The following is an 18,054-nucleotide window of genomic DNA, read 5'->3' as shown; positions in this document are numbered from 1 at the left end:
TATGGGGGATAAGCTCTATGTAAGTGTTTCTAGTTGTTGGACAAGCTGCAGCGCTTGTACTCGATTGTTCACGCCAAGCTTCCTATACATATTTTTGATATGCGACTTTACGGTTTCGCTCGTGATGTTCAGGTGATGAGCCATTTCTTTGTTCGACAATCCATTGCCTATTAATAGTAATATTCTCACTTCTTGCTCCGTTAGGGTTTCTTTAAGTGATCGTTCCTCTTCCGACGTGACATGTAAAGCTTGAAGCAACTGCTTCACATAGGCCAAAGAAACCGGGTGTGTACTTCTTGAGTTGCTGCTTCGCTGTACCTTCAAATAAGAGGATAGCATCTCCGCCATCACCGGGCCTTCGTCTATGAAGCTGCGAATGTACTCCTCTGGTTCCGCCAAGTGCAGAGCCGTCTCCAGCTTCACGAGAGCGGCCTCTGATTGACCCGCCCGCTGGAGATTTATACTTTGTATAATCAATACTTTGATTCGATCGCGAAGACGATCTTCCTCGTGTAATACAACATATAATCGTTCCAAGAGGTACGACGCATCTTCGGTTCGTTCACACTCGACAAGAACTCTGGCCAAAGTTAGATGCTCGGCCATACGATTCAATGAAACCTCATCCGTATGCGCCAGACCGCACCTTTGCAGCCAATCCAGAGCATACTGGGGAGTGCCTTGCTGAAGAGCAAGGTTAGCTTGCTCGGCCTCGATCTTCAACACAAATAATTCATGATCGGGGGAGTCAATCTGCGATTTCAACTGTGTGAGCAGCTCTAAGGCCTGATTCGGATTGCCTTTGGCTTGCTGAATCCGCGAAGCGCTAATGGCCGTATGAATCAGAATACGCGCAAAGGGCTTCATGTCCTTGCGTCCTAGTACCCGACTGATATACAACTCCGCCTCTTCCAGCCGATTCCACTCGTATAGTAGTTTGCTATAAGAAGCGCATAATAGACCGAAGAAAGGATAATCTTGTTTATGTTCCCAAGTGGTAATCCATTTCAATAAGAATGCTTCCGCTGCATGAAGATCGTTGATGAACGCCAAATGATCGTCGAACGAATCATAACCTTGATATCGGTTACGCCCCATCGTTTGAAAGAAGCTGCCTTCCGGCATATATCGTTCTACCCACTCGAGGTCATCCGATGTTCGATCTAGATCTTTTTGCAGATAAGAGGTGATCGCACTGAAAAAGTAAATATTGCCCATCACCCTGCTCCACTCCGCATTGGGTATTCTCCCCTGCAGCGATTGAAACCGGACTTTGGCTTGCTCCACTCGGTTGAATGCCGTCTCCCAATGTCCGACTCCGAGCAAAACGGATATATAAAACAGTTCGATCATAGGTTTCTCTGCAAGGGAATTTTCCGGCAAGGCGGACACCCATCTGATCAAGGAAACACTTTTCAATTGAATTAAAGTATGAAGGTTTTTCTCGATCAACCGGACAGCATCCGCGAACTGTTTCCCTTCTAAATAATGCTCCACTGCCTCTTCATCCAACCCATGCTTCTCCAACCAATGCGCCGCGCTGATATGGGCTTGTCCCCATTGGTCCGGGTCGTTTCGGAACAAGATGCGCTGCAGAAAATCAGATAGCAATTGATGATACCTGTACCAGTTCCTCTGATCGTCCAATGAGATGATAAACAAGTTCAACTGCTCCAGCTTTTCCAATTGCTCTTGACCGTTCATAAGACCCGTTACAGCCTCGCATAAAGAGCGGTTCATTCGGGTTAAGATGGACGTCTTCAATAAAAAGTCGCGCGTGGACTCCGATTGAAGACGAAACACTTCTTCCAGTAAATAATCAGAGATATGATGTTGGTGGCCGCTGAATTGATGAATGGACTGTGCTATATTATTGCTGCGCTTCAGAGAGATCGCCGCCAGCTGCAGCCCACTGATCCAGCCTTCTGTCTGATGGAACAGCTCAGTCACCTGCTCCTTCGATAGCAATAAATCCGTTGTATCCCGGAAGAAGTCGAGCCCCTCATCCAGTTGAAACCTCAAATCCTGCATGTCGATTCGATGTAATTCACCTTTTGCCAGAAGCCTGATAGTAGGTATCGCCAATTCCGTACGACTTGCAATATATAGATGGATATGGGGAGGCAGATGCTCAATCAGATAGCTCAAAGATTGGTGAATATCAGCAAGCTCAATGAACTGAAAATCGTCGAGAATGATAACCAGTTCATTAGCTAATCGATCTAACTCGTTCAAGAGCGCTATGATCGTAGTCTCCGCAGACACCGAAGGCCCTTTCTCTAGGAGAGAAGAGACCGCTATGCCAAACCCGGGAACTATCTCCTGGATGGAAGCTGTGACGTAATTCCAGAACTGAATCCAATCATTATCCTGCTTTTCTAATGAAACCCACGCCACAAGGCTATTACATTGTTTCACCCATTCGCTTAACGCTGTTGTTTTCCCGTAACCGGCCTGTGCGGAAACAAACGTCAACTTGGCTTCCATTCCCTCATTAAGCTTACGCATCAACCTCGGACGGGATACCAAAAGGTTACGTACATGGGGGATATGAAGTTTGGTACTTACAAGCAATGGAAATCCCTCCGTAAATCATGATGCGATAGGTGGAAACCAACTTTATTTATATAGAATTATCGGCTTTAGCAACTCATTCTTTCATTATACTGGCAGTTACCTCTTTGTTCCATAATTCGATCAATCTCGGGCGAATAGTCCCCCTCTTTCAACGACATTAGGAATAAAGGATGATTTGTGTAAGCACGATAAATAGTTCTACTGACCTAGTTTTGCGGATATGTGGTTCCATAACAAGAAAGAACAGCGGGTTCGAATAGATCGAGCCCAACTGTTCTTTCTTGTGCTTAGGAATATCATTATTGTCGATCTCATTCGCTCCGGTATACACGCCAGAGGCGACAACGGCATGAAGATTCGGGAATCGCTCCGGTCTGACCAATTGCTGACCAATACATCATGATAGCTCCTTAATCCTGTTATTTATTCGCATCCCTACACATTCTCCAGCAGCTTAGCTTCTCCTCTGTTGACCCAGTAAATCTGGTCGGAGACAGGGTTAGGCATAACACGGCAGCTTCGGTTCACGACATCCTTGAACCTCGACTTCTTTGCCAGACGAAGCGCTTCTGACAAGGAGTCCATTCTCTCATTGGAGCGCAAGAGCAAAGTAGTCTTACGGTTCGTGTAAGCGATCAGGAAGGAACTACTCGGCATATGGGTGAGCGACATTTCTGGAAGAAGGAACTGACATTCCGGAGGATAAGGATTATCCATGTACACCTCTACGTAACAGGATGCGCGGAACGGACTTTGCATCGTCATTCGAGACGGAGTCCATCCGCTAGAGCGCAAATTGTGATAGGCCAGTTGTTTGACCTTTTCCTCTGTTAACCTCGGATGCTGCTTCAACAGTTCCCTACTTATAATTTTGGAATAAGTGTCCTTGATCTCAAGGAAGATCACACTTAGTCCTGGCAAGTATTCGTCACTTACGATGGACATGTTATTCCCTACGGCATCCAAGTATCGTCGTTCCCTGATCGCTGGATAAATATAAGACGGGTCAATCTTTACCTTACCGTTGTTGGCCCGAAGTCCCGCAGCAGAGGCGATGATCCCGTTCAAATAATCGATGGCCGCGTTCAGATCTCCCGTTACCTTGTACGTCTGGAACGTATTATGCAAGCTCACTTGCAGCATCCCATTATTCGTATTGTCGTCAATAGCAACTTCCAATAGCAGGGGCTCCCCCTCTACCTGCTGAATGTGAACTTGCAAGCTATCGCTCAGGTGTCGAATCATCATCTCCGCGAACTCCTGAGGGCTCTCATATAATCGTACTTGCTGCATCATTATTAAACATCCTCTCTTATGGACTATTCTGTGGAACAAGAAACACCCCTGACAGAACGCTCATAAGCGTCCTGCCAGGGGTGTGCTTCACCACCGAAATAAGTTACCCTTATATTACCATATCAGATGGGATTAGGGAAGTTACTATTTTTATCGTCTAGTGCTCTTTCACTTTTCTTTGCCAGAACCGCGCTCCTTGTCGGGATCATGACCATTCTTTAGTCCAGGTTTCACACTAAACTCCAACTGCGCAGACACGGACCCTGCAGCAGGATGGCTCACTTGCACAAGAATAACAGCTGTTCCTTCCCCCTTAGCCGTCACTAGGCCTTGGTCGTCGACGCTGACAACCGCATTATTGCTGCTTACATACTGAATAGTTGCCAGGCTCAAATCTACTGCCGCACCCAAGCTGTTCGTACCGTAGACCGACATGGTGACGGTTCCGAAGCGCTTCAATACCGTTTCGTCAGCATGCAGCGTAATACTCTGCAGAGTGACGACCGCTCCGTCAAATTGAGCGATAGCCGCCTCCAGTGCGTTCGTCGCTTGTTCTACCGTTTGTCGATCTGCGTTTAATGTGTTTTTCACAGCATCGGCTGTATCCTTCGCACCTTGCAGCATTTGCCACTGGGTCTGCGGTACCTGCCCCAGCTGCTCCCCAATCGGTGTTTTGTTCAGTTTGCTTCTGGCCGAACGAAGCGCATCCAGAAGCTCCGTCAAATGCTCTTCATAGGGAGGCGTATATGTCCACAGGTCAGCACTGTTGTCTGAGAAATAGAACGTGCCGTAATCGTCGCGGTTCAAATAATTGCCGTAGGCCCCGTTCAACAGAATGAATTCCATCGTGGCCGGCTTGACCATGAAGAACTGGCCTCTTGACGTGCCGTACATGTTGCCGTCCAGACCGGGCTGTAGAAATCCGTAAGTCCAGACAGTGCCGCCCTCTTTGTATCGGCGTAATTTGGCGATCTTGGACACGACTTTCCGCGTGCTCGGGTCAAACTTGAATATATTGTCCTCTGCAACGCCCCAGATCAGGCCGTCGGGACCTAGTGTTAACCCGGTCACGCCCTTGCGTCCAGCAACGGGAGCGGCCTGGTATACGATCTTTTTGGTTGCCGGATCGTAGATGAACAGCTTTCCTTCCGTTTCCGTAGGTCCACTCGTTCCAAGTCCGCCAAAAATCGTCGTGCCGCCATACACCAGCCCATCCTTGTATAGCAGAGATACGATACTCTGATTGAGAATGAGATTGTTGAATACTTCCAGCTGCCTGGTCGGGAAGTCGTACACGGCCATTGCACCCTGCAGGGAGCTCGGCGCGGGAACGTTACCGACAAACAATTGATCCCTGTCCGCTGCGTATTCCATAGCGAACGGACGGTCTTGAGCGAATGGGCGAAGGTCGAACAGTTGAACCGGATTCGAATCCGACCAAGGCTGCGCAGGATCATAATCCAGGATCCGTGAGCCCGCATAGGCCCCGATCAGCATATGCCCGTTGCGAATGGCCGATGATTCTACCTGTCCCAATGTGCTCGTATCGGAGATACTGCCATCTGTCGGGTCATAAGCCGTGAATCCGGACATATACCCGGCGACATATATGTTCCCGTCCGGACCATTATGGATACTCTGAATGAGGGTGGGAGCGCTGTAAGAAGCAGGCTTCGCATATGCGATGCCGGTCGACAGGTTGTAATACTCGATGTTGCCGTGTCTGCCGACCGCCACAAATGTCTGCCCGGGCCATTCCGGACTTCCGAGATCGACGAATTTGCCGTCCGCAAAGTTCGTTCCATCCTCCACGTTCGTGAGCTTCTGAAACGAAATACTGGCGGAATCATAGACATAATAATCGGAAGCGTAAGAGAACAGAGCCCGCCCCGGCTGTCCGGGAATCGCGATCGCCCTCTCCGAATGAATATCCATGCCAGTCGGGTTATAATACTCTACGGCATCGTCTTCGGCACGAATGATCAACAGATCTCCGTTGGAGAACTTAACGAACAGACGATTATCGACGAAGGATAATCCGTACGGCCATGTGTACGTATCTCCTCCACCTGGAATACGCTCCCCAAGCAGTTCCTTCTTGGTGCCGTCCGCCAGGTTCATTTTATAAATGCGGCTCTTCGTCCCTCCTACACCTACGTACAAAACATCCCGACTCGCGTCATAGGTTAAGGAGCGAACATACCGCTGCTCTGGATCCGGCTGTCCCATATCGCGGATTTGACTGCTGACAGGATCGAATTCATAGAGCCGTCCTCCCGGATACGTCCCGACATACATTTTGCCGTTCGGTCCTGCAACCATTGAAAAGACGTGTGACTCGCTGCCGAAGCGGCCGAGGTACTCAAAGCTGTTGGCACCCGGAGTATATCGGTATAAGCCCCCGTCGTAATGCGTGCCTATGTACACGCGCCCGTCTGTGGCGACCTTCACGCCCCATGCGGCTTCTACGCCAGGCAGCGGATAGGACCGCAGCACTTCCCGGGTCAACACATCGATCACGGCAAATGTCGCGAGCACCTCTCCCCGCCCTTTGAACAGGGTGTAGATGACTGTTGTTCCGTTCTCGTTCCCTACAGCTCCATCTTCGTTAATCATACCTTCCACTACGCTGCCGATTCGTTCGAACGTCCCAATGGGATTCAGCTCGATACGGACGGCGTCCGAATAACCGCGGGCTGTACCGACACCGGTGGAATAAATAAGGATTTTGGCTGTAACCGCATTGATCGGCACTACAGTCGAAGTGGCGTTCTTCATCCATTGGCCGTCCGTCGTAGTTAGAAAATTACCGGACTCGGCAACCTTGACACCTGCTCCGTCGAAAAACCGGATGTATAGCCCCATGGCGCCGCGTTCTATGTTCATCATGGTGGACACTGCATAGTTAAGTCCAGGAACGACCTGGAACGGAGCGCTTTCGAAGCCGAGCAAGGCGTTGGGATTAGTATCGTCCAAAAGCAAGCTTCTGGCACCTTCGTACGTCACCGCCGTAGATAGCTCGTAGGCCACGTTCTGCTCCCCCGCTCCATAGACCTGTGTCCAGTCCGCAAGGATTGTTTTGGTTGTCACCTGCTCGAAGCCTTCATTAGAAATAGCAGGAGTCGACTGCACAACCCGAACAGCGTCTGCATATCCGCGCCCTCTGCCTGTTCCAGTGGAATAAATAAGAACCGTGGCCGTTGCAGTATTGGCAGGCGGTGTGAAGGAGAGCGTCTTATTCTCCCACTGACTGTTCGAGACCGTCAAAAAGCTTCCTGTCTCTCCTATTTTGACACCTGCCGAGTTATAGTACCGTGCGTAATAACCGAGAGTCCCGCGTTCCACCTTTGTCATGACAGACAAAGTATAGTTGATGCCTGGAACTACTGGATAGGGAGCGCTTTCAAAGCCAAGCGCCGTGGTCGTGTTATTGTCATCCAACAGCAGGCTCTGACCTCCTTCAAAAGAAGCAGCCGATGATGTATCATAAGACATGTTAGCCGCTCCTGCGCCGAACGCTTGCGTCCAGCCCGGGATTAACGTTCCCGCCTTACTTTGTTCAAATCCGGCATTCATTACCGGGGATTCCAGCTCAACACGAAACGCATCTACCTTACCGCGTGCTTGGCCGGAAGCCGATGAATATACAAGCAGCTTGGCCGTAAAGGCATTGGCCGGTACAAGGTTGGAAACTTCATTCTTCACCCATTCTCCGCTCGTTGCTGGGGTCCATTCGCCTTTCTCTTCGATCTGAACGCCAGCAGTATCGTAGAATCGGATGTACATCCCTAACGCACCACGTTCCACATTCATCATTGCGGAAACGGAATAGTCGGCACCCGAAGAAACACGAAAGGCAGCGCTTTCAAAACCTAGCCCAACTGATGGATTGTTGTCGTCGAGGAGCAAGCTTTTGCCTCCTTCAAAGGGGGCATCCGGTGAACCCTCGAAATGGACGTTTGGTTGTCCAGAACCAAACACCTGCGTCCAACCAGGAATTGTGGGTTCCGATGTGAACGTCTCAAAGCCCGCATTAGAGACAACGGGGGGTGCTGCCGGTGTTGCCGTACTCCCTACGGCGGCCGATGCAACGGCGGGGAGGAGGGAAATGATCAGACTGGCGATCAAACAAAAACGGACCGAACGTAACAATAATCGATTAATGAGGATCAACTCCTTGTTCTCTGATTTACATCTGACTCACCATTAGTCTATACTAGTAAAATGAAGGGGTCAATCCCCTTTCCAAGCCAAAACTAAGTAAAGGTGTTAATTATATGTCTGAGCCACAAATCCGAAAAACGTTCCGCGTCCGATTGGACGAAATGATCACCGTTTTGCGCGGGGAAATCGCAACAGGAAAACGCCAGGCCGGTGAATTTCTGCCGTCTGAACGCGATCTTGTCCGACAATTCCAACTCAGCAATAAATTGGTCCGTGTGGCCTTGGAGCAGCTTGTTTCTGAAGGGCTGGTTGTCAAAATTCCCCGCGTCGGCAATAAGGTCGCAGAAACTTCCGACGCCCATCCGATCAGCCTGCGCTTCGGCTATCACACCTCTTTGGATAACGAAGCGGATATGGCCATCCTGCTCGCGGAGTTTCATCGTCTTCACCCGAATATTATTGTTCAGCCGATACCGCTTACCTATCATGATTATTACAGCACCGTTAGGGAATATATCGAAACCGGCCTGATCGATGTCGTATCCATGAACTACAACAACTTCCTGAATTTCCAGTCGAACAACAGCCTGAACCTGTTTGAAGCGTACGAGCCGGATTCCCGCATGTACCCGTTCTTGAACGAGGTGTTCGTCCACGAAGGAGTACGTTTTGTTCAGCCGTTTATTTTCTCTCCGCTGATTCTGTGCTACAATCGCGACCATCTCCGTGAAAGCGGGATTGCCGAGCCGTTCCGCCCCGCTAGCTGGAATGATTTACTCGCAGCTGCGATGAAGTTAACGGTTGAGAATGAGCGGTTCGGCCTTTACTTTTTCCTTCTCTCGACGAACCGGTGGCCTGTCTTCTTGCTGCAAAGCGGAGTGGAGTTACTTCCAGATCGAAGCAATATAGAGGAATGCGCCGAACGCATCATGGAAGGACTGAGCGCTTGCCGTGACATTTTGTATGCAGACAATGCGTTCCCGGTCTTTCTGTCGGAGAGCAATGCGGTGGCTGAGGAGCTGTTCCTCAATGGCAAAATATCTATGCTGATTACATCCTACTTCGCTCTAAGCGGGCTGCGCGATTCTGATATCCGCTTCGATCTCGCACCCTTACCGCACTTGCGTGAAGATAAGACGTTGCTGATGACAATAGGTCTCGCTATTTGCAAAAAGTCCAAAGCCAAAGTGGCTGCACGAACATTAGTCGACTTTCTCGTATCGGAACATGCCCAGCTGCTCATTCGCCAAAATTCGTTAAGCATTCCCGTCGTGCAGAAGGCCGCAGAATGGATCGGAGAGGAGACGTCTTACCGCCCTCCCCATCATGCGTTGTATAGGGATATTGTCCAGACTTACAGGTCGGTTTCGGATATGCGCATCAGTATGGCCGAACTGGAAGCGATTATCAAAGAAGCCCGATTGTTCTGGGCCAAGCTTAACAATGAAACCGTTATGCGGGAACGTATCGCACAAATATTACGTCATGGGCACAGTTAATGCGGTGCTGGCTGCACGGAAACTAAATGCTTGTCAACGAACAAGGAAATATGTAGAATCTACAAGGATATAATAATAAGACTACGTGAACCATTGGAGGAAAAGCTGCAACATGAGACGTGAAATTGGAGTTCACGAAAGACCACCCCTTGGGCAAAGCATGATGCTGAGTCTGCAGCATCTGTTCGCCATGTTCGGTGCAACAGTATTAGTCCCGAATCTGCTCGGTGTTGATCCAGCGATCTGCCTGCTGATGAACGGAATCGGCACCCTGCTGTATCTCTGGATATGCAAAGGGCAAATCCCTGCCTATCTTGGATCTAGCTTCGCCTTCATTGCCCCGGCTGGCGCGGTCATCGGCAATCACGCCTCCACAGGTGAAGGCTATGCAGCAGCGCTCGGCGGATTCATAATCGCAGGCGTGGTATTCACCATCCTGGCGCTGATCATCCAATTCGCCGGTACCCGGTGGATTAACATCATATTTCCACCTGCTGCGATGGGCGCTATTATTGCAGTTATCGGATTGGAGCTCGTGCCAGTCGCGGCCAATATGGCTGGCTGGATTGCACCAGCAGGTGCTGCCGACTGGTATGCTGACACATCCGCCATCGTCCTCTCAACCGTTACGTTGGTCGTGACGATCCTGGGCTCTGTGTTATTCCGGGGCTTTATGCGGATCATTCCAATCCTGTTCGGAATCGTAACAGGATACGTCATCGCCTGCATTATGGGGCTCGTAGACTTCAGTCCAGTCTCAGAGAAATCCTGGCTAGACGCGCCGACCTTCACCTTACCAGCATTTGAGTGGGCAGCCATTCTGACAATCGTACCTGCTGCGCTAGTTGTCCTTGCGGAACATATTGGACATCTTATCGTCACTGGCAACATTGTGAAGAAGGATTTGTCCAAGGATCCCGGGCTTCACCGTTCTTTGCTGGGCAACGGCATATCAACGATATTGTCTGGCTTCATCGGCTCCACTCCGAATACGACTTACGGGGAAAATATCGGTGTGTTAGCCATCACCCGAGTGTATTCCACATTCGTTATCGGCGGTGCGGCAGTCATTGCCATTGTGCTCTCGTTCCTTGGCAAATTCTCGGCGCTGATCGCCAACATTCCCGTTCCCGTCATGGGGGGCGTCTCCTTGCTGCTGTTCGGTGTGATCGCCGCATCCGGCTTCCGGATGCTGGTAGAATCCAAGGTTGATTACGGGAAGCCGACCAACCTGTTCCTGACGATGATCGTGCTGGTTACTGGACTCAGCGGCGTGAAGGTTACCGCAGGCAATTTCTCCTTGTCCGGCATGGCTCTAGCTACCGTAGTGGCCATCGTGTTCAGCCTTCTGTTCAAGCTGTTCGAGGTCTCAAGGCTATCTAATGATCACGAAGCTTCAGGACATTAATCATTAACGACAACAAATAAGACCCGAATGAACCCTGTGCGGTACATTCGGGTCTTATTTGTATTAGAACAACAAAGCAATAACCAGGAGATCAAATAGCACGAGAGGTAATACGAACGGAAAGAAGGATGTATGCACTTTCTTACCATCATGAACGGAAGAAACCTTGAGATGAACCTTTTTCCCGTCTACCCTCATGATTTTACCCGTATAGGTTCGCCCATTCTTGGCTTTGATTTTCACTGTGCGACCCATATACATTTTGCACTTCTTGTAGTTAGAAATGGCTGACATATGATCACCCCCTACTTGTCAGAGTTGTCCATTATATGCTCTGAGGCGGTTGGGGGTGTGGGTTCGTGTTAAGGTCGCTAAGCTGCCTATTCAATAATCGCATTGCATGATCTGTGATGGGGAGTGAATGAATTCGTTGCAACCTCTCGATGTGAACCACTCTCCGAACACGATCAAAGGCAATTATTTTACTCAAATTCACAATAATGCCTCGAGCCACACGCAGAAACCCTCTTCGTCCCGTCAAGCTCATCCAATCCTCAACCTTTTCTACCGTTCGGTATTCACCTTCATGAGTATAAACATGTATCCTGCCCTGACCATTCGTCTGGAGATAGATTACTTCTTGCTCCAGATTCAGGACTTTCATTTCCCCATTGGAAGTAATTCCTGAGATATGCATCGTGCTCTCCTTGTCAAAATTATTAATAAATGGTTACTAATGGAGTCAATAGAACACATTAACAATGTACAGTATCGTCCAGGAGCATGAGATTTCAAGATTTGCATGGAAGCAGGTTCAGCCTTTTCAATACTTGACTATCCTCTCGTTACGCATTTGCGTACCAATTCTTTTTTTATTATATGGTACCTTACAGCTTACAGTCAATTTTGATTCGGAGTGATTCATTTTGTCTAAGAAGGTTGTTGTCAAAATAGCTAATTTGATCGCGGAACGAGGCATCTCTTTACGTGAATTATCCCGTTTATCCGATGTAAGACACGCTGCGTTGAGTGAACTGGCTAACGGCAAACGGGCGAATATAAACTACTCCCATGTAGAACGAATCGCGGAAGCATTAGGGATAAGTGATATTCGTGAAATAATCGATTTAGCTGATAGTAGTGAAGCACCAAGTTCAGGGGAATGAGTTAGCGTAAAAAGGCTGTCCGCACTTGTGCGAGACAGCTTTTATGTTGTTGTAACACGCTTTTACCCACTTCAAGAATAGGATTATTTCACAGACTGTGTATGCCGACATTTCGGAAAGGTGCTACATCCCCAAAATGTGTTTCCCGTTCTGCTCACTCGTTTGACTAATGATGCTCCACACTCACAAATCATCGCTCCTGAAGAGGCAGCTACCTGTACTTTCATAGTACTTATCACGACTGCCCCAGCTTGCTTTACAACGGGTCGTTCATATTGGTTAGCTACAGTCGGCTGCCATTTGCCCCATGAGCGAAGCTTATGATCTAATAAGGCGCCATGCCAATAATCCACCTTGAACTGCTCGGCCTCCTTCTTCGCTGGAGCCGTTAAGTCTGAAGTGGTTATGATTAAAGATAATATACAATTATGATTCCTCTTGGCTGCAACCAACTCCCGAACTGTCTGCACAGGTACAAGATTATGTACTGCATAACATTTGGCCTGGACTGCCGTCTTTTCACCGCGGGAATCAACAATGACGAGATCTACGCCTCCATCATTGCCCCCAACCCCTACTTCTTGGACTGTAAATCCCTGATCTCGGAAATATAGGGCCAAAAGACGCTCGAACTCTGCTCCATTCAATGTCTGAAATGAGCTACGTAATAGATCGTCGTCCGGACGGACACGAAGCGATTGGGAGGTGTAGGGCTGAGTCTTTTCTTGAACTCTTTTCGCATTGGAGCTAGATATACTAGACGTCTTCCGTCTCGTTCCGAGAACAAACCAGACTCTCAGCACCAGCAGGAGGAATACGATCCCTATAGAATAGTGAAGCCATGGGACATAAATCTCTGTCTCTGTGCCCATACTCGAATCATTAAGAGAATCTCCTAAAATCCAAACAGCAACCTCCAGCATTAAGCCAAATCCCAATAAACTTACAAGAAACTCTGAAATGGTTTGCTTCTTCCGTCTTCTACCCAAAACAGCACATCCTTTACTATTTCGCCTGATATCTAGCAGGTCCTCTAAAAACTTCACGGATATGCCATCCGAGAAAAAGATCTTTGGGTTGATACTGAGGGTGAATAGGCTGCCGTATTTCAGTTCCATGATATCTCATTAGCCATTCATCAAATCCCCTGGATCCATGGGCATCTTCAGCTACCAGCATCACTCGCTCTTGGGATATTGTAAATACACCTCTATCAAATAGTTTGTGATGTAAGGAACAAAGTGCTATTCCGTTGTCCTCATGATCTGGCCCACTGGCCTGATGCCATTGAATATGTGCTGCCTCTATGGCAACCAAATTTTGTCCTAATCGAACATTAAATCCACATACTGCACAGCTGTATTCGTATGCCCTTAGTATTCTTTCTCTAAAGTGAGGGTTACGGAAACGCTTAATTCTAAAAGAGAAATTAAGCCCAACTTCTTCCAGAATATCCTGATGGATGCTTTCCGGAAAATGCTCCTTTAATAATTGCTCTGCTGCTTCTTGAATTAATAAATCATTATTCTTAAAAAGAGAAAGCACTTCAGAATTGAATCCCCCAACTATTCGGTTAGCTAATTGTTTATCTGAAAAACTACTCTTATCTATTAAATCATTCAATTCCCAAATCCCATCATTAACCAATCGTACAAATGGTTCTTCAGGATGATAGGACTTCCTATGAGGACCAAATTCTATTAATAGCTTTTTCAGTTTCTCTCTTACTTGTTCATATGGCAATAAGGACTTGTTAGCCTGCAGTTGCCCAAGCGCATAGAGAATTAAGAGAGGCTTGTGAGGTGCGCGTTGTCCTTTCTTTTTCCAAATCGTTAAGTTTGAAAGGATATTCTTAAATTCATCAATATTCACTTTTTTCCCACCACCTAGTGTAACTATCAGATTTGTATCACTCTTCCTGGACCTCAATCAAATAGATGCGATCTTTAAACCCGCCGCGCTGTTCGGCCTTGTGTGATCTTACTTTTTCCAAGTCCTCCGGAGTCATTCCGTGAACCTCTGCAAGGGCGTGCAGCAGCTCCATGATATCAGCAAGCTCCTCGATAGCATCTTGGTCGTTGCTCGCCGCTAAGTATTCTCCGACCTCTTCGCCCAGCTTGTTTTTCAATTCTAAGATGTACTCAGAGTCATTCAGGATTCTAGTGGTTAAGGTTTTATTTTTCTTTTCTATGATTTGGGGGATAAGATCTCTGACTAATTTGTTGTAGGTTGGCATGGATAGGGCTCCTTGAGATGGTTTTATTGAGTCATTCTTGGAGACTTTATATAGTTATGAGATCGTGTTAATCTTAACGTATATTTATCTTAAAGGAGCTAACTAATGAAAAAGATAGACGTTGTAGGAGCTGTAATATTTAACAATAATAACGAAGTACTATGTGCACTTCGTTCACAAACCATGTCCTTGCCTGGCCTATGGGAATTCCCCGGTGGGAAAATCGAACCCAACGAGACCCCACAAGAATGCCTAGTTAGAGAAATTCAAGAGGAATTAAACTGCTCTATCCATGTTGGTGACCTAGTGGCTGATGCAACACATGAGTATCCTTCTATAATTGTAAGACTAATTACTTATAAAGCTATTATTACCCAGGGCACCCCAACACCAAATGAACATGAGAAGCTAGTTTGGTTACCGCTCGACCAATTAACTACTTTAGAATGGGCTCCTGCCGACCTGCCGACAATTGATCGACTTTCAATGAAAGCACACTAACGGATAAAATCCGTATACATGGACTCGGGAATGGGCTGATGGAGTTTCCACGTAATGTTCATTGGCTTATCTCCGTGACTACTTACGTAATCAATTTCACCTAGATATGTAAAAGGCAGGGTAGCTCCGTGCATGTTTTCAAATTTCCTAACAAGTAAATGGATATGAACTCCCTTTTGCTTATGGTGAATATACTCCTGTCCACGTTGGGAATCATGAGATGTAGGATTTTGACTCTGCCAATGAAAATGTTGCTGATCAACAAAGTAATCATGATAGAGGAGATGGTCAGCAACCTTCTCCCCCTTATTCAGGTTGATAAATAACAAGATGTGATTCCCTACTCTACTTACTCCTTCGCGCCATGATCCCTCTTTGGCTTCCGACTCAAATAAATAAATGAGATCATTCCTAGTATAATTCTGATATAACACGACGTTCTTTTGACTTTCAAAGAAAACATTCGGTCTATAAATCCTGCGAAACTCAGCTAACCCGTATTCTATTCGATCTTTTATGTAATTATATATGGTTTGATTGCTTATTATTTTTTCTGCATAAGATGATAGAGTGAATTGCCCATCCCTATACTCGCCAAATGCCCAATCCTGTTTAGGTAAAGAGGTTGCCATCTTCCCCATAGCCTTGTCGATTTTATTGCTATGAGCTTCTTCAGAGATCGGTAAAGCAAATCGATACTGCAACTCCGATATCACATCACTAATCGTTACAGCTTTCTTGTTCTCAAAGGCTTGAGCTAATAAGGAGAATTCATATGGCCATTTCACTGGGAGCATATTCTCTATACGTTTGATAAATGGAAGAATTTCTGGATGGTCAAGAATTTCTTGATCGAACTCTGTAAGGTCCTTCATCTTTCTTTTTGTTTCAACCCAGGACCCGTATTTCGCGATAAAAAAGTGTAAACTTGGGGCTCCATCAAAATACAAAAAGTCAGTCACCTCAGGGGAGTATCCCAGTTCTCTTCTGAATTGATTATATAAATCCATGAGCATTAAATCTTTATCCATACGGATACTATCGATTTTATTGAGGATCTGTTGCCTGGATACCTCTTCTAAATCAACGAAGCAACCTTCAGGAAGATCAGCAAACTCTGTCTCAATTGCGATTCGCAAAGAATCTCGATCGAAAGCTTTATGGTTATGTTGACCTGATAAAGCTAGAGGGACAATAAATGATTTTTGATAGTTTCCAATAAAATCAAGTATGGTTACGTACTCTTTTCCAGGCACCTTCCTTAATCCACGACCAAGCTGTTGAATAAAGATGGTGGCCGACTCCGTAGGTCTCAAGAATAGAATCAAATTTACTTTAGGAATATCAATACCCTCATTAAAGATATTAACGGTAAAAATAATTTGTAATGGATGGCTATCGGATTCAAGTTGTGATATTAATAGTTGTCTTTGTTCTGGTGAATCGTTCCCGGTTAAACATCCCGTCATAAAGCCCAGCCTATTAAACTCCTCTGTCATGTACCTTGCATGTTCGATAGATGCACAAAAACCTAGTGCTCTAATAACGATGCCATCATAACCGTATTTCTTAATCATATCGATTATGTACTCTACTCTTTCGTGGGTATTCAATACCCGGACAAGTTCTTTTTCGATGAACTGCCCATTCTGAATGTCTATTTCCGTGTAATCTACTGTTGGATCGCTTAATCCGAAATATCGAAAAGGCGCCAATAGACCCTCTTCTAAAGCATCGCGCAATCGTATTTCATAAACGACATTATGATCACACAATGCAAGAACATCTCGACCGTCCATCCTATCTGGAGTAGCCGTTAAACCTAAAAGGAATCTTGGTTCGAAATGATCTAGAACTCGTTTATATGTCGCAGCTTCCGCATGATGAAACTCATCAACAATAATATAATCAAAATGATCAGGAGAAAATCTACTTAGAACCTCCTCCCGTGATAACGTCTGTACAGTACTAAAAAGATAGGGCTTCTCCCATTCTTTAACGTGTCCAGTCAACTTACCGCATGAGTCAGGGTTATCAAATACTTTAGAAAACGTCACTCTAGAGCTCTCGAGAATTTCATCTCTGTGGGCCAGGAACAGAATTCGATTTGCTCCAAAGTTCTTAACGTCGAAAGCGGATAAGTAAGTTTTCCCAGTCCCAGTAGCAGCTATGACAACGCCTTTGTCATGGCCATTTTTCCTAGTTTGCTCGAGAGCTTGTAGAGCTTCTTGTTGCATTTTATTAGGCTTAATGTCGGCAGCTGGTTTCGACGTATCCTCGAGATTCGCCACCATATCAATATGATGTGCTGCTAGGTAGGGATTGACGAGCATGACTTTTTTATTGTTGTATTCCTTCTCATAGTTAATAATAAGCTCCTCATTAAGAGGTATAGCTTTGGGGTTATTCCAATAAGCCTCGAAGGCATTTCTTGCATTTCCATAAACGGAAGAGTAAGTTTCTCCAGGTAATTTCACATTCCATTCATGACCCGTTTTGAGCGCGGAATAAGTAAGGTTGGAGGATCCAATAATGACCGTATTTAAGTTTGAATACCGCTCGAACAAATAGGCTTTGGTATGGAATGAGACATTACCCGAATCATAAACTCTCGTTTCCACATTAGGGAGCTCAAGCAGCCGTCTAAGAGCTTTTGGTTCCGTTATTTTAAGATATGTAGATGTTAGTATTTTGATTTTCTTGGATGCATCTTCTCTTCTGAAATCATCTATAGCGCGAATTAATAATTGCAAACCAGACCATCGAATAAAACTAACCATAAAATAAGCCTGATCAGCAGTTAGTAGCTCATATTTTAATGCCTTAAATAAATGAATAGGATCTGTATGGGAATTAGTCAGTAGTAAAGGATGGGAAAGAAAAAATTCAGGATAGGTGGGTAAAGTTAAATCGTCATTTCTATAATGAATGGCCTTAAGCGGCATATCAAAATCAAACTCCGCCAGATTGGGAATAAGCTTTCTGAGCTGATGGGTTAATTGGAGGATCTCACTGTACTTGTTCTGATCAGCAAGCTCTTTAAACGTGTTGCTTATGTCTTTTACAACTTGTTGGATTAATGCTTCATTATGTTTTTGTGGAAGCAAGTTATATGTTTGCTGATTGCTTGGGTATGGTTTGTCTTTATGTAATATTTCCTCAAAAACTCCCTTTGGCTCACTCATGGTGTTCCTCCTAGACTTAACT

General features: G+C 46.3%; 14 protein-coding genes. 4 read left to right on the top strand and 10 right to left on the bottom strand.

What is annotated here, in order from left to right; genetic code table 11:
• Nucleotides 1-15: 15 nt before the first annotated feature.
• The 4 genes from AC58QD_RS21370 to AC58QD_RS21355 form a co-directional block, all read right to left on the bottom strand.
• Nucleotides 16-2,574, bottom strand: a complete 2,559-nt coding sequence (locus tag AC58QD_RS21370; RefSeq protein ID WP_497337032.1) for a winged helix-turn-helix domain-containing protein — start codon at nt 2,572-2,574, stop codon at nt 16-18.
• Between the two features lie 160 nt (nt 2,575-2,734).
• The gene (locus tag AC58QD_RS21365; protein WP_497337031.1) at nt 2,735-2,959 is read right to left on the bottom strand and encodes a hypothetical protein; all 225 of its coding nucleotides are present in this window, start codon (nt 2,957-2,959) and stop codon (nt 2,735-2,737) included.
• 53 nt (nt 2,960-3,012) lie between these two features.
• Nucleotides 3,013-3,873: a DUF1444 domain-containing protein gene (locus AC58QD_RS21360; RefSeq protein ID WP_497337030.1), complete on the bottom strand. Its 861-nt coding sequence runs from the start codon at nt 3,871-3,873 to the stop codon at nt 3,013-3,015.
• Nucleotides 3,874-4,041: 168 nt separating this feature from the next.
• Nucleotides 4,042-8,046, bottom strand: coding sequence for an immunoglobulin-like domain-containing protein (locus AC58QD_RS21355; protein ID WP_497337028.1), 4,005 nt, complete (start codon nt 8,044-8,046; stop codon nt 4,042-4,044).
• 104 nt (nt 8,047-8,150) lie between these two features.
• On the opposite strand from AC58QD_RS21355, the gene AC58QD_RS21350 reads away from it, so the two are divergent.
• The gene (locus AC58QD_RS21350) at nt 8,151-9,536 is read left to right on the top strand and encodes an ABC transporter substrate-binding protein (protein WP_497337026.1); all 1,386 of its coding nucleotides are present in this window, start codon (nt 8,151-8,153) and stop codon (nt 9,534-9,536) included.
• A 112-nt stretch (nt 9,537-9,648) separates the two neighbouring features.
• Nucleotides 9,649-10,944: a uracil permease gene (uraA, locus tag AC58QD_RS21345; protein WP_497337024.1), complete on the top strand. Its 1,296-nt coding sequence runs from the start codon at nt 9,649-9,651 to the stop codon at nt 10,942-10,944.
• Between the two features lie 63 nt (nt 10,945-11,007).
• Here the strand turns inward: uraA and AC58QD_RS21340 are convergent, their stop codons facing one another.
• Nucleotides 11,008-11,238 (bottom strand): hypothetical protein, encoded by a 231-nt coding sequence (locus AC58QD_RS21340; protein ID WP_497337022.1) that lies wholly within the window; start codon nt 11,236-11,238, stop codon nt 11,008-11,010.
• Between the two features lie 31 nt (nt 11,239-11,269).
• Nucleotides 11,270-11,641, bottom strand: coding sequence for a LytTR family DNA-binding domain-containing protein (locus AC58QD_RS21335; protein ID WP_497337020.1), 372 nt, complete (start codon nt 11,639-11,641; stop codon nt 11,270-11,272).
• A gap of 229 nt (nt 11,642-11,870) precedes the next feature.
• Between AC58QD_RS21335 and AC58QD_RS21330 the strand changes: the two genes are divergently transcribed.
• Complete coding sequence (locus AC58QD_RS21330; RefSeq protein WP_497337018.1) at nt 11,871-12,110, top strand: helix-turn-helix domain-containing protein; 240 nt, start codon at nt 11,871-11,873, stop codon at nt 12,108-12,110.
• An 83-nt stretch (nt 12,111-12,193) separates the two neighbouring features.
• Here the strand turns inward: AC58QD_RS21330 and AC58QD_RS21325 are convergent, their stop codons facing one another.
• Genes AC58QD_RS21325 through AC58QD_RS21315 form a run of 3 tightly spaced genes read right to left on the bottom strand, consistent with a single transcriptional unit; the run spans nt 12,194 to nt 14,346 of the window.
• Entirely contained in the window at nt 12,194-13,099 is a 906-nt protein-coding gene (locus tag AC58QD_RS21325; RefSeq protein ID WP_497337016.1) for a restriction endonuclease, read from the bottom strand.
• 16 nt (nt 13,100-13,115) lie between these two features.
• Nucleotides 13,116-13,982 (bottom strand): phosphorothioated DNA-binding restriction endonuclease, encoded by an 867-nt coding sequence (locus AC58QD_RS21320; protein WP_497337014.1) that lies wholly within the window; start codon nt 13,980-13,982, stop codon nt 13,116-13,118.
• 37 nt (nt 13,983-14,019) lie between these two features.
• Nucleotides 14,020-14,346 (bottom strand): pyrophosphohydrolase domain-containing protein, encoded by a 327-nt coding sequence (locus tag AC58QD_RS21315; protein WP_497337013.1) that lies wholly within the window; start codon nt 14,344-14,346, stop codon nt 14,020-14,022.
• A gap of 105 nt (nt 14,347-14,451) precedes the next feature.
• On the opposite strand from AC58QD_RS21315, the gene AC58QD_RS21310 reads away from it, so the two are divergent.
• A complete protein-coding gene (locus tag AC58QD_RS21310; protein WP_497337011.1) occupies nt 14,452-14,847 on the top strand; it encodes a (deoxy)nucleoside triphosphate pyrophosphohydrolase in 396 nt (131 codons plus the stop codon).
• Here the strand turns inward: AC58QD_RS21310 and AC58QD_RS21305 are convergent.
• Nucleotides 14,844-18,032: a DUF3427 domain-containing protein gene (locus AC58QD_RS21305; RefSeq protein WP_497337009.1), complete on the bottom strand. Its 3,189-nt coding sequence runs from the start codon at nt 18,030-18,032 to the stop codon at nt 14,844-14,846. The two genes, AC58QD_RS21310 and AC58QD_RS21305, sit on opposite strands and share 4 nt — an antisense overlap.
• Nucleotides 18,033-18,054 lie beyond the last annotated feature (22 nt).

It is taken from the genome of Paenibacillus sp. J2R1T-4, assembly GCF_059692235.1.
Note: the sequence above shows the minus strand (reverse complement) of the source record. Positions and strands in the feature narration are given on the sequence as shown.

Excerpts from the sequence above, each read along its gene's own strand:
- AC58QD_RS21360 (WP_497337030.1), bottom strand. The coding sequence starts at position 3,873 with ATGATGCAGCAAGTACGATTATATGAGAGCCCTCAGGAGTTCGCGGAG.
- AC58QD_RS21350 (WP_497337026.1), top strand. The coding sequence starts at position 8,151 with ATGTCTGAGCCACAAATCCGAAAAACGTTCCGCGTCCGATTGGACGAA.
- uraA (WP_497337024.1), top strand. The coding sequence starts at position 9,649 with ATGAGACGTGAAATTGGAGTTCACGAAAGACCACCCCTTGGGCAAAGC.
- AC58QD_RS21340 (WP_497337022.1), bottom strand. The coding sequence starts at position 11,238 with ATGTCAGCCATTTCTAACTACAAGAAGTGCAAAATGTATATGGGTCGC.
- AC58QD_RS21335 (WP_497337020.1), bottom strand. The coding sequence starts at position 11,641 with ATGCATATCTCAGGAATTACTTCCAATGGGGAAATGAAAGTCCTGAAT.
- AC58QD_RS21315 (WP_497337013.1), bottom strand. The coding sequence starts at position 14,346 with ATGCCAACCTACAACAAATTAGTCAGAGATCTTATCCCCCAAATCATA.
- AC58QD_RS21310 (WP_497337011.1), top strand. The coding sequence starts at position 14,452 with ATGAAAAAGATAGACGTTGTAGGAGCTGTAATATTTAACAATAATAAC.
- AC58QD_RS21305 (WP_497337009.1), bottom strand. The coding sequence starts at position 18,032 with ATGAGTGAGCCAAAGGGAGTTTTTGAGGAAATATTACATAAAGACAAA.